Annotated in this window: 12 protein-coding genes; 8 read left to right on the top strand and 4 right to left on the bottom strand. The window is 65.0% G+C overall.

Annotated elements, in window-relative coordinates; all coding sequences use genetic code 11:
• The 7 genes from AC4HIX_RS05940 to AC4HIX_RS05910 form a co-directional block, all read left to right on the top strand.
• On the top strand, positions 1 to 419 hold a 419-nt coding region (locus AC4HIX_RS05940; RefSeq protein WP_490398274.1), incomplete at its 5' end, for a gamma-glutamyltransferase.
• A gap of 136 nt (positions 420 to 555) precedes the next feature.
• On the top strand, positions 556 to 1,959 hold the full coding sequence (locus AC4HIX_RS05935; protein WP_490398273.1) for an FAD-binding oxidoreductase: 1,404 nt from the start codon (positions 556 to 558) through the stop codon (positions 1,957 to 1,959).
• 533 nt (positions 1,960 to 2,492) lie between these two features.
• Entirely contained in the window at positions 2,493 to 2,822 is a 330-nt protein-coding gene (locus AC4HIX_RS05930) for a hypothetical protein (protein ID WP_490398272.1), read from the top strand.
• A gap of 218 nt (positions 2,823 to 3,040) precedes the next feature.
• Entirely contained in the window at positions 3,041 to 5,548 is a 2,508-nt protein-coding gene (locus AC4HIX_RS05925) for a GcvT family protein (RefSeq protein ID WP_490398271.1), read from the top strand.
• A 116-nt stretch (positions 5,549 to 5,664) separates the two neighbouring features.
• Positions 5,665 to 6,057, top strand: a complete 393-nt coding sequence (locus AC4HIX_RS05920) for a hypothetical protein (protein WP_490398270.1) — start codon at positions 5,665 to 5,667, stop codon at positions 6,055 to 6,057.
• A gap of 154 nt (positions 6,058 to 6,211) precedes the next feature.
• Positions 6,212 to 6,814, top strand: coding sequence for a class I SAM-dependent DNA methyltransferase (locus AC4HIX_RS05915; RefSeq protein WP_490398269.1), 603 nt, complete (start codon positions 6,212 to 6,214; stop codon positions 6,812 to 6,814).
• Between the two features lie 311 nt (positions 6,815 to 7,125).
• Positions 7,126 to 7,545, top strand: a complete 420-nt coding sequence (locus tag AC4HIX_RS05910) for a PRC-barrel domain-containing protein (protein WP_490398268.1) — start codon at positions 7,126 to 7,128, stop codon at positions 7,543 to 7,545.
• 74 nt (positions 7,546 to 7,619) lie between these two features.
• Here the strand turns inward: AC4HIX_RS05910 and AC4HIX_RS05905 are convergent, their stop codons facing one another.
• Positions 7,620 to 8,210: an HD domain-containing protein gene (locus AC4HIX_RS05905; protein ID WP_490398267.1), complete on the bottom strand. Its 591-nt coding sequence runs from the start codon at positions 8,208 to 8,210 to the stop codon at positions 7,620 to 7,622.
• Positions 8,211 to 8,309: 99 nt separating this feature from the next.
• Between AC4HIX_RS05905 and AC4HIX_RS05900 the strand changes: the two genes are divergently transcribed.
• Positions 8,310 to 9,161: a LysR family transcriptional regulator gene (locus AC4HIX_RS05900; RefSeq protein WP_490398266.1), complete on the top strand. Its 852-nt coding sequence runs from the start codon at positions 8,310 to 8,312 to the stop codon at positions 9,159 to 9,161.
• Between the two features lie 70 nt (positions 9,162 to 9,231).
• Here the strand turns inward: AC4HIX_RS05900 and AC4HIX_RS05895 are convergent, their stop codons facing one another.
• From AC4HIX_RS05895 to AC4HIX_RS05885, 3 genes are all read right to left on the bottom strand, one after another.
• Entirely contained in the window at positions 9,232 to 9,567 is a 336-nt protein-coding gene (locus tag AC4HIX_RS05895; protein WP_027235007.1) for a carboxymuconolactone decarboxylase family protein, read from the bottom strand.
• A 74-nt stretch (positions 9,568 to 9,641) separates the two neighbouring features.
• Complete coding sequence (locus AC4HIX_RS05890) at positions 9,642 to 10,298, bottom strand: DUF938 domain-containing protein (RefSeq protein ID WP_490398265.1); 657 nt, start codon at positions 10,296 to 10,298, stop codon at positions 9,642 to 9,644.
• Positions 10,298 to 11,368 carry an NAD(P)/FAD-dependent oxidoreductase gene (locus tag AC4HIX_RS05885; protein WP_490398264.1) on the bottom strand — a complete coding sequence of 357 codons (1,071 nt, stop codon included), beginning with the start codon at positions 11,366 to 11,368 and terminating at the stop codon, positions 10,298 to 10,300. Before AC4HIX_RS05885 ends, AC4HIX_RS05890 begins: the two co-directional genes overlap by 1 nt.
• Between the last annotated feature and the right edge of the window lie 4 nt (positions 11,369 to 11,372).

The raw sequence follows: 11,372 nt of genomic DNA, 5'->3' as shown, positions 1-11,372 counted from the left end.
ACTTCTCTTTCCGCACCCACGCCAACGGCGTGCCGATTGCCAACCGGCTGGAGCCGGGCAAACGGCCGCGCTCCTCCATGGCGCCCACAATTCTGCTGCGCGAGGGCAAGCCGGTGCTGGCCATCGGCTCCCCCGGCGGCAGCCGCATCATCGGCTATGTGGCGAAATCCATTGTCGCCTGGGCCGATTGGGGGCTGAACATCCAGGAGGCGCTGGCGCTGCCGCATCTGGTCAACCGCTTCGGCACCTATGATCTGGAGGCGGGCACCAGCGCCGAAGACCTGGGCGAGGCGCTGACCGGGATGGGGTATGAGGTGAACGCCCGCGACCTGACCTCCGGCCTGCACGCGATTGAGATCGGCGAGGGGCTGAAAGGCGCTGCTGATCCCCGCCGCGAAGGGATTGCCTTGGGCGGATAATGCTATTCGGTCCGGCGGCAGCGCCGGTCCGCCGCTCCTCTACCGGCTACTGGGTATTGCCGCCCCGCAACTTGGGGGCGTAGGTTAACAGGTGAATGTTCCGGGCGTCAGGCCCATTTCCCGGGGGGAACCGATCATGGTGCAAGCCACATCACTGCCGCGCAACGAGGCCGGGATCGCCGCCGCCATCGAGACGCTGACCCAGCAGTTCGGAGACCGGCTGCAGACGGGCCAGTCGATCCGCGAGCAGCACGGCCACACCACCACCTGGATTACCAATCAGGCGCCCGATGCGGTGATCTTCCCGGAGACCGCCGGGGAGGTCTCTGAGATCGTCAAGGTCTGCGCCGAATACGGCGTGCCGGTCATTCCCTTCGGCACCGGCACCTCGCTGGAGGGGCATGTGAACGCGCCCGCCGGCGGCATCTGCATCGACCTGATGCGGATGGACAAGATCATCGCAGTGCATCCCGAGGATCTGGATGTGGTGGTGCAGCCCGGCGTCACCCGCGAGCAGCTCAACACTTACCTGCGCGACCAGGGTCTGTTCTTCCCGATCGACCCCGGCGCCAATGCCTCGCTGGGCGGCATGGCGGCGACGCGGGCGTCGGGCACCAATGCGGTGCGCTATGGCACCATGAAGGACAATGTGCTCAGCTTGGAGGCGGTGATGGCCGACGGCGGCGTTATCCGCACCGCGCAGCGGGCCAAGAAATCCTCGGCGGGATATGACCTCACCCGCCTTCTGGTGGGGTCCGAAGGCACCCTGGGCCTGATCACAGAACTGACCCTGAAACTGCAGGGCATCCCGGAGGCGATCCGCTCGGCCCGCTGCTCTTTCCGCTCCGTCGACGATGCCTGCCGCGCGGTGATGATGACGATCCAGTACGGCATCCCCGTCGCCCGCATCGAGCTGCTGGACGCGCTCAGCGTGCGCGCCGCCAACGCCTATTCCGGACTCGACCTGCCGGAGACACCCCTGCTGCTGCTGGAATTCCATGGCTCGGACGCGGGCGTGGTGGAGCAATCCGACATGTTCGCCTCCATCGCCGAGGAATTCGGCGGTTTTGACATCGCCGCGACGTCCACCGCCGAAGAGCGCAGCAAGCTGTGGCAGGCGCGCCATGACATGTACTGGGCCTGCCTGCAGCTGCGCCCCTCTGCCAAGGGAATCTCCACCGATGTCTGCGTGCCGATCTCCAAGCTGGCGGAATGCGTTTCCGCGGCACGGGAAAAGGCCGAAGGCATGGGGCTGCTCGCACCGATGGTCGGCCATGTGGGCGACGGCAACTTCCACGCGCTTTTGCTCATCGACATGGACAGCGATGCGGAGCGGCAGAAGGCGGACGAATACATCGGCTGGCTCAACGAGATGGCGATTGCGATGGACGGCACCTGCACCGGCGAGCACGGCATCGGCCAGGGCAAGCGCCCCTATCTGCAGCAGGAACTGGGCGAGGCAACCCGTTACATGGCGGCGATCAAGGCAGCGCTGGACCCGGATAACATCCTGAACCCGGGCAAGATACTGGAGATGTGAGCTGCGGGCGCCCGCCAGCGGTCCGGGCTGGGCCGGCGGCGGGATTTGAGTATTTGGGGAAAGATGAAAGCGCAGGTCCAGTGCATTCATCTTTCCAAAAAATACTCACACCGCAGCGGCAGCGGCGATCACGCCGCTTTGGGGGTTGCACACCCGGCGCACGCCTGTCTCACCGCATCTTAAGCCCAGCCTGCCATGATGCCCCTGATCGCGGTCACCGCCGGGCCTGACACCCCCGGCATCCAGGAACAGGGCCCTTTGGCAAGGGCACGCAGAGACAACGTTCAGCGTGCGGGAGGAACCTCCCGTCCCGCCTCCGCCTCTTGGCGGCGCCGCCACTCTTAACAGCTGATGATCAGCTCTCAAGGATCAGCACAGCCAAACCGCAGCAGCAACCGGCAGGGCAGGGGCCCTGGCCGGGTGAACGCAGTTGCAGGAAACTCTTCCCCGAAAAGCCGGAATGCTGCCGCATTTCTGCGCCGGGTTCTGACTTGCAATGAAACCGAAGCATTCCTGCGGAACCGGAGAGCGGCATGGGACTGAGAAAAACGATGGGCATCCTGGTGTTCAGCACCCAGGCGGTGATCGGCTACGACTACTACATCCAGACCCGCGACGCGAACCTCAGCTGGGGCGATCTCAGCGCCACCGACTATGGCACCATCCTTCAGGAGCGGTTTGCCCGTGCCCGGGCCGAGGACGCAGCCCGCCTGGCCGGCGGCGGCGGCACGTCGATCTGGGGCGAGGCCGCCAGTTATGGCAAGCGGCTGTTCACAGGCGGCGAGCAGGTCGCAGAAGCGCAGAGCGGTGAAGAAGCGCCGCCGCCCGTCTGCATCCGCCGCGGCAATGTGGCGGACTGCTGACCGCGGTCCGGACGGCCTGAAGTGAGACCAGCAGGGGGCGCGAGCCCCCTTTTTGCTGCGCGGAAATCGCCATAGCGGTCAGAATCGCCGCCGGAATCCGGTATGCTGTGGCGCGCAAGGTCGGTTTTGGCTGTTTTTGCGTCGGCCTGATTTTGCGCGGATTTCAATGCGCGGGCATAACCACTGCCAAGAATCTCACAAAGCTGGAGAGCGGGAGAATGAAAACCCAAGTCAAAGCACTTGTTGTTGGCGGCGGCGCCGTCGGCACCTCGATTGCCTATCACCTGGCCAAAGCCGGCTGGGAAGACGTCATGCTGATCGAGCGTGACGAGCTGACCTCCGGCTCGACCTGGCACGCAGCCGGCCTGCTGCCGCTGTTCAACATGTCCTATGCGACCACCCACATCCACAAGTACTCGGTCGATTTCTACAAGACCCTGGAAGAGGAAACCGGCCTGAACGCAGGTTTCGCCGTTGTGGGCAACCTGCGCATGGCGCAGACCCAGGAGCGCATGGACGAATACATGCTCTATGCCTCCACCGCGGAAACCTGCGACGTGGACTATGAGTGGCTGACCCCGGATCAGATCAAGGAGCGCTGGCCGCTGATCGAGACCGGCGACCTGAAGGGCGCGATCTACCACACCGAGGACGGCTACATTAACCCGGCTGACGTGACCCAGGCGATGGCCAAGGGCGCCCGTCAGCGCGGCGTCGAGATCGTCCGCAAGATGCAGGCCGATGCCTTCCATTGGACCGGCACCCACTGGGAAGTCACCTGCACCAAGATGGTCGAGAAGGGCGGCAACCTGGTCCCTTCCGACGAGCAGGTAGTAATCACCGCCGAGCACGTCGTGACCGCCTCCGGCAACCACGCGCAGCGCACCGCCAAGATGCTGGGCATCAAGATGCCGGCAATCCCGGTCGAGCATACCTTCATCGTCATGGACAAGGACCCCGAGCTGGTCAAATGGCGTGAAGCGGGCAACCCCGAGCACCCCGTCGTGCGCGACGCCGACAATGAATCCTATGCCCGCGAAGAGCGCGGCGGCTGGATCCTGGGCATATACGAGCGCGGCGCGCCCGCACAGTTCGAGCACGGCGTGCCGGACAGCTTCCGCGCCGACCTGTTCCCGCTGGATCTGGACCGGATCGCCGAGCAGTACATGGCGATGGCAGAGCGTGTGCCCTCCTGTGCCGAATCCGGCCTGAAAGACGATTTCAACGGCCCGATCTGCTACACCCCTGACGGCAACCCGCTGGTCGGCCCGGCACCGGGCCTGCGCAACATGTGGCTGGCGGAAGGCTTCTCCTTCGGCATCACCGCCGCTGGCGGCACCGGCTACTACCTGGCGCAGATGATGGTCGACGGCGAGGCCGAGATCGACATGGCGTCGCTCGACCCGAAACGCTACTCCTCCAACTGGATGACCACCGAGTTCGCGGCCCGCAAGAACGAAGAGTGCTATGAGCACGTCTACATCCTGCACCACCCGGACGAAGAGCGCGAAGCCTGCCGTCCGCTGCGCACCGCGCCGGCATACGACCGCCAGAAGGCCCGCGGCGCACAGTTCGGCTGGGTCAACGGCTGGGAACGCCCGAACTACTACGGCCCCGTCGATGCACCGGCAAACTTCGACCATGACGCCCGCTCCTTCCGCCGCGGCGGCTGGTGGCAGTATGCCGTGGAAGAGGCGAAAGCCGTGCGCGAAGGTGTTGGCCTGATTGACGCGACCGCCTTCACCAAGCACGTTGTCAAAGGCCCCGGTGCCACCCAGTTCCTGGACTGGTTCACCTGCAACAAGCTGCCCAAGATCGGCCGCATCAACCTGACCTATGCGCTGACCGCATTCGGCACCACCCGCACCGAATACACCATCGTCCGCAACGGCGAGAACAACTACTACCTGGTCTCCGCCGGTGCCTGGTCCGAGTATGACGCCGACTTCCTGCGCAAGGCGGCCGAGGACAAGATGGACGAGTTCGGCTACATCGAGATCCAGGACGTGACCACCCAGTGGGGCGTCTTCGCCATCGCAGGCCCCAAGTCCCGCGACGTGCTGAAAGAGGTGATCGTCGACGCAGATCCGGAAACCGCACTGTCCAACAAGCGCTTCCCCTGGCTGTCGGCCAAGCAGATCGAACTGGGCATGTGCCCGGTCAATGCGATCCGCGTGGCCTACACCGGTGAGCTGGGCTGGGAACTGCATCACCCGATCGAGATGCAGAACTACCTGTTCGATCTGCTGGAGAAGGCGGGCGAGAAGCACGGCATGAAGCTGGTCGGCGCGCGCGCCCAGAACTGGCTGCGCCAGGAGAAATCCTACCGTGCCTTCGGCAACGAACTGGGCCGCGACGCGACTCCGCTGGAAGCCGACCTGCCGCGCTTTGTCGACCTGGAGAAGGACTTCCACGGCAAGGACAAGCTGGTCGAGACCGGCGTCCGCGTGAAGTGCTGCACCCTGCTGATCGACGGCCCCGAAGACGCCGATCCCTGGGGCCGCGAGGCGCTTTATGCCGAAGACGGCACCCGTGTGGGCCGTCTGACCTCCGGCGGCTACTCGGTGGCCTTCGAGAAATCCATCGGCATGGGCTATGTGAAGCCTGAGTTTGCGGTGGAAGGCACCAAGCTGCAGGTCAAGATCCAGGACAAGCTGTGGGACGCGGTCGTCACCTGCGACAGCCCCTATGATCCGAAGAACGAGACCATCCGCCAGAACGGCTAAGGCCTGACGGAAGAGACAGGGAAGCCCCGGCCAATGTGCCGGGGCTTTTTTGTTTTGGCGGCTGGAGCGCGAACTTTGCCTTGAACGAAGCCTTAGATTGACGTCAGCATCCACGCATGGATTATCCCCCCTGGCTCCCGCAGCCCGTAAACACGCATAAGGGCAGGCTGCTCGCCATCGCCCGCTGCATCCACGAAGTGCATTACCGGGAAGTGCAGCATTTGGTGAAGGGCCCCGTAATGGTCTTCGACAATTTGTGCGTTGGACCGCTGCAATTGGCTGCTGAGGTGCTGCACCGCTCCGGGTTTACTGAGTATTCGGACGAAATTCAGAGATTCAGCTCATTTGCCTGCGATCCTTCGGATTTTGAGACCGTCGCAAATGCCAGAGCAGCGCATAACCTCGACCCGGAATTCGTCAGGACGGCAGTCATTCATCTTAGCGAAGAAGGGTTTGGTGCAACAGAAGAAATAGACTGGCTTGCCGGAAAGCTCCGCGCGGAAGGCTGATCTGAAACTTTGCTCGACATCGCTTCATGCTGCTCGCCCGGCGGCTTGGCCTTGGTTCCGGGGGGAATGCGTGCTTTCGGCCTTCTGTTGACGCCGCCCGCCCGCCGCTGCACTGTCCCGGGCCTGAGATACCAAAGCAGGACATGCACGCAAGATGAGCGACGACTGGAACGATTACGCAGACGGCTGGGACGGCAACAGCGATGTCCGGAACTATGCCGACAAAGCATTTGCCGCGCTTGATGCCTTTGCCGGTATCACCGGCGGGGGCTGGAAGGACAAGCGGGTGCTCGACTTCGGCTGCGGCACCGGGCTTTTGAGCGGGAAGCTTGCGCCGCACGTGCAGGAGGTGGTGGCCGTTGACACCTCGGACCGGATGATCGCGGTGCTGCAGGACAAGGCGCTGCCCGGCGTGAGGGCGCTGCACGCGGATATTCTGGACAGCAGCACAAGGGAGGCTGGCGGTGGGCTCACCGGCTTTGATCTGATCTGCGCCTCGTCCGTCTGCGGGTTCCTGCCGGACTACAGCGGTGCCGTGGCAGTGCTGGCGGGGCTGCTGAAACGCGGCGGGTTGTTTGTGCAATGGGACTGGCTGGCCACGGATGATGGCGGCTCCGGGCTGACGGAGCAGCAGGTAGGAGACGCGCTCAGGGGCGCGGGCCTTGAGCCGGTCCGGATTGAACAGGCGTTTGCAATGGAGGCCGGCGGTCAACGGATGCCGGTGCTGATGGGCGCAGCCGTCTGCGCCGCGGGTTGAGCTTGCTGCGATAGCCTCTTTGCGCGGCTGGAAGGGCCGCGCGAAGACCTCCCGCCCGTCACCGTTCGGATATTTAATCCGAAGGTTCCCGTTGGGCCAGGCAGGCCGCCCCGCAGGCGCGGCCAGCCTGGCCCCGGTAGCCGCGCGCCCCCCCCGGCGCCACCGCTTCAAAGCGGCTTGCCCGCTTCCTCACCGGCACCCGCTGCAGCGGGTGGCCGCAGATGATGCTCAGGAATTTTCCCGGCTTTTCAGGAACTTTCTTCTCCTGCGCCCGTTCACCTAATGAACGAACCAGAAAAGGAGAATGCAACATGAAACGCCTCGCAACAATCGCCCTCGCCGCTGGCATGGCGGCTGCACCGGCTCTTGCAGAAACCCAGCTGGATACCAAGGATCTGATCCGCACCCGGGATATCACCGGCGGTGACATCTACACCCTGAACGGCCCGATGGACGAAGACACCTGGGGCAACTGGGAAGCAGATGGCGTCGGCCCGGACTGGAATGACATCGGCGAAATCGAAGACATCATCCTGGACCGTAACGGCCAGATGAAGGGCGTCGTGGCCGAAGTCGGCGGCTTCCTGGACGTGGGCGACAAGCACGTGATGATCCCGGTGGAAGACATGCGTCTGGCACCGGTCGATGACAAGCGCTACGTGATCGTCACCCGCTTCACCGAAGAGCAGCTGGAAGAGTTGCCGTCGGTCGATGAAGGCTGGTGGGACTAACAACAGCAGCATTTAAAAGAGGGGCCGTCCGGCCCCTCTTTTTCTGTTCGCAGATGCCGCCTTGGGCGAGCGGTTCAGTCTTCGGCCGTCTCAGCCAGCTCCATATGGCCCCAGCCGCGCGACAGCACCTTACGCAGGATCGGCTCGAAGAACTCCAAGGGCTTGGTCGGGTACTCCGGGTCAAAGGCGCACTGGTCGTATTTTTCGCAGAAATACCGGCAGTCCTCCCAATAGGGGCTGTCGCGGTACTTGTCCCGCGCGTTGCGGTCGCCGCCGAAATGGTGGTTGTAGTAAAAGCCCTGGAACACGCAGTGGTGTTTGAGGATCCAATAGGTCTTCTCGCTGACGTAGGGCTTCATCATCGCCGCCGACAGCTCGCCGTGGTTGTAGGGCGACAGGATATCGCCGGTGTCATGCACCAGGGCTGCCACGATGATCTCGTCCTCGGCGCCGTCCTCCCAGGCGCGGGTCGCGGCCTGCAGGCTGTGCTGGTAGCGGTTCACCGGGTAGGGGGTCCAATCCTCGTCCAGCGAGCGGATCGCGTCAAGGATCCGGTCGGGCAGGGCGGCGTTGTATTCTTCCTCGTATTTCTCCACCGCGGCCCAGTCTGCAGGCGTGGCTTCTTCGAAACTGGTCCAGGTTGGCTTGTGGCTTTTGTCCAGCATTGGCGCGGTCCTTTGGTTGATCTGCTGGCAGCGTAGCGGGTCTGCGGTGAGCAGGAAAACGAATTGATTTGCTCAGATTGATCGAGAATATTGATCACCATGCAGATCAATTCTTTTGAGACCTTTCTGGCGATTGAGGCCACCGGCAGCTTTCACGGTGCGGCGCGGGCGCTGAATATCACCCAGACCGCCGTCAGCGCCCGGATCAAGGCGCTGGAGGAGGCGCTGGGCACGCCGCTGTTCGACCGCGGGCCGGGCGGCACAAGGCTGAGCGAGGCGGGGCGGCAGTTCCAGCCCTATGCGGAGCAGATGATGCGGACGTGGGAGTTCGTCTCCGGCGATCTGAAGGCCAGCCTGGCGGGGCGGGTGCCCTTGCGGCTGGGGGCGCAGCTGTCGGTCTGGGATCCCGTGCTGGTGGATGTGGCGGTCTGGCTGGAGGCGGAGCAGGGCACGGTGCCGTTCACGCTGAACTACGACCACGCGATGAACATGGGCGAGGCGGTGGCGCGGCGGTTGCTGGATCTGGCCATCGTCAATGAAGTGCCCGCGGGCAGCAGCCTGGCGGTGGAGGAGCTGCCGCCGGAGCGGCTGGTGCTGGTGGCGGACCAGCCGCTGCGGCTGGGGCGGGATGCGCTGCCCTTGTTCGTCAACCTGGAATTCGGCAGCGAGTACGATGCCCGGCTGCGCGAGGTGCTGCCCCGCCGCAGCCGTCAGCACATCGTTCTGGGCAATGCGCTGATGGGGTTGCGATACCTGCAAAAGCGGGGCGGCATGGGATATTTTCCGGCCTATATGGCGGCTGAGGCACTGGCCGCGGGGGCGCTGCACGCGGTTGAGGGCGCGCCGGAAATCAGCCTCAGCTGCCGCGCGCTCTATTTGCCGGACAACCCGGCGGTGGAGCATATCCGTCAAGTGCTGCAAGGCCTGCAAGAGGTACGCGGCAGTGGTTAGGGAGGAAAACTGCGGCGCGGAATTTTCCACGGAAAACACGTGTTTTCCGGGCTGAATTCCGCGCCGGAATTCAGCGTGTCAGCTGATCGAAGCACTCCATCGCTTTGGCCGCATACATCATCGCCGGGCCGCCGCCCATCTGGATCGACATCGCCAGCACATCGCCCACTTCGGCACGGCTGGCGCCTGCCTTGACCAGCGCCTCCACATGCAGGCCGATGCAATCCTCGCAGCGCAGCGCCACCGCAATGCCCAGGGCGACGAATTCCTTCTGCTTGAACTCCAGCACGCCGCCCTGTTTCACCGCCTTGCCAAGCGCGCCGAACGCCTGGGCGGTTTCCGGGATTGCCCCGTTCAGATTGCGCAGGCCCTTGCGGGTGCCGTCCAGTTTCTCGTGCCAGTCCATCTGCTGTTCCCTCGATAATACATTCCGATTATTGAAGGTGTATGGGCAGCACTTCTGCGCGGCTTTGATCCAGGTCAGATGGCCGGCTTTTCCGCAATCAGGGCGAGGTTGTTGGCGGGCATCTCCACCGCCTGCAGCAGCTCCAGCCCGGCACCGTGCAGCCAGTCGATCACGTCGAAGTCATCCTTGTAGCCGATCTCCGGGTCGTGGGAGGAAAGCGCCGCGTGGAAGGCCCGGTCGCCGTCGCTGGTCAGCTCGCCGCCGCGCATGAAGGGGCCGTAGATCACGAACCGCCCGCCGGGGGCGAGCGCCGCGGCGGCCTCGCGGATCAGGGTGCGGGCCTCGCCTTCGCTGATCAGGTGCAGGAGGTTCACCAGCACGATCAGGTCCTGGCCGGACTGCGCCGCGCTCCAGCCGGGGGCGGTGGCGTCGAGCTGAACCGGCGGCGAGATGTTCCTGAGACCGCTCTCTTCGGCATAACTCCGGATACTTGCGAGGCGGATGTCCTCCACCTCGCTGGGCTGCCACATCAGGCCGGGCAGGCGGGCGGCATAGGCCACGGCTTGCTGGCCGGTGCCGCTGGCCAGTTCCAGGGCGCGGCCCTTGGCGGGTGCCGCCTCCGCCAGCAGATCGCACAGCACGCCGCTGTTGCGGGCGGCGGCGGGGGCGAACAGCTTGCCCTCCTCAGGTGCAGCAACCGAGGCCGCGCCGGGAACAGAGCGCACCGGCATCAGCGCAGCCGGGCGGGGGACAGGGCCGCCACCGTGCCCGTGTCCAAGACGGGCGTGCGGCCTGCCACCAGGTCGGCAATCAGCTGCGAGGCTGCGGGCGCGGTCATGATGCCATAGCCGCCCTGAGCGGCGCACCAGATGAAGTCCGGCTGATCCGGATCCGGGCCCAGCACCAGGGTACCGTCGGCCACAAAGCTGCGCAGACCGGCAAAGTTGCTTTCGACGCGCGTCACCGGCTCTGTCACCATCTCCTCATACCGCGCCAGCCCCTCGGCCAGCACCATGTCGTCGGCATAGGCGTCATGAGGCTCCACCGGGTCGGCATCGGCGGGGGAGACCAGCAGCTTGCCAGCATCCGGTTTGGCATACCAGGTCTCGCCCACGCCCAGCAGCATCGGCCAGCCGCTGACGTCATGGCCGCCCGGCGCAGGCAGCCGCGCCATCGAGCGGCGCTTGGGCTGCAGGCCGATCGCCGCCACCCCGGCCAGCGCGGCGACCTGATCGGCCCAGGCGCCCGCGGCATTGACCAGCTGGCGGGCCTGATAGGTCCGGCCGCCCGCGGTGACCTCCCAGCCGCCGCTGATGCGGGTGATGCCGCTCACCGGCGCTTTGGTCACGGTCTGCCCGCCCGCGGCGCGCAAGGTCTTGGCAAAGTCCTGCAGCATCCGGTCGGTGTCGATATCCTCCGCCGCGCCGCTGATGGCGGCAAAGCCGACGGTGTCCGGGTTCAGGATCGGCACCATGGCGCGGGCCTCGTCCAGCTCCAGCGTGGCCATGCCCAGCTCATCCACGTCGCGGGCAAAGCCGCCGGCGTCCCCCTTGGCGCCCAAAAGCATCAGCCCGCGCGGTGACAGGTAGCCGCCGTCACGCAGGTAAGCGGCGCTGGCGCGGTTCAGGGTCACGGTGGCGCCGTGGCCATAGTTTTCTTCGAACAGCGCGGCGGAGCGGCCCGAGGAATGGTAGCCAAGCGCGTCCTCCATCTCCAGCAAGGTGACGCTGCCCAGGTCAGCAAGGCGGGCGGCGGCGCTGATGCCGGCCATGCCGCCGCCGATGACGATGAAATCCTGCATGGGT

The organism is Leisingera sp., from assembly GCF_982940295.1.
The sequence above is the reverse complement of the archived record's forward strand: the minus strand, read 5'-3'. Positions and strand labels throughout refer to the sequence as shown.

Excerpts from the sequence above, each read along its gene's own strand:
- AC4HIX_RS05900 (WP_490398266.1), top strand. The coding sequence starts at position 8,310 with ATGCAGATCAATTCTTTTGAGACCTTTCTGGCGATTGAGGCCACCGGC.
- AC4HIX_RS05915 (WP_490398269.1), top strand. The coding sequence starts at position 6,212 with ATGAGCGACGACTGGAACGATTACGCAGACGGCTGGGACGGCAACAGC.
- AC4HIX_RS05885 (WP_490398264.1), bottom strand. The coding sequence starts at position 11,368 with ATGCAGGATTTCATCGTCATCGGCGGCGGCATGGCCGGCATCAGCGCC.
- AC4HIX_RS05930 (WP_490398272.1), top strand. The coding sequence starts at position 2,493 with ATGGGACTGAGAAAAACGATGGGCATCCTGGTGTTCAGCACCCAGGCG.
- AC4HIX_RS05905 (WP_490398267.1), bottom strand. The coding sequence starts at position 8,210 with ATGCTGGACAAAAGCCACAAGCCAACCTGGACCAGTTTCGAAGAAGCC.
- AC4HIX_RS05920 (WP_490398270.1), top strand. The coding sequence starts at position 5,665 with ATGGATTATCCCCCCTGGCTCCCGCAGCCCGTAAACACGCATAAGGGC.
- AC4HIX_RS05925 (WP_490398271.1), top strand. The coding sequence starts at position 3,041 with ATGAAAACCCAAGTCAAAGCACTTGTTGTTGGCGGCGGCGCCGTCGGC.
- AC4HIX_RS05935 (WP_490398273.1), top strand. The coding sequence starts at position 556 with ATGGTGCAAGCCACATCACTGCCGCGCAACGAGGCCGGGATCGCCGCC.
- AC4HIX_RS05910 (WP_490398268.1), top strand. The coding sequence starts at position 7,126 with ATGAAACGCCTCGCAACAATCGCCCTCGCCGCTGGCATGGCGGCTGCA.
- AC4HIX_RS05890 (WP_490398265.1), bottom strand. The coding sequence starts at position 10,298 with ATGCCGGTGCGCTCTGTTCCCGGCGCGGCCTCGGTTGCTGCACCTGAG.
- AC4HIX_RS05895 (WP_027235007.1), bottom strand. The coding sequence starts at position 9,567 with ATGGACTGGCACGAGAAACTGGACGGCACCCGCAAGGGCCTGCGCAAT.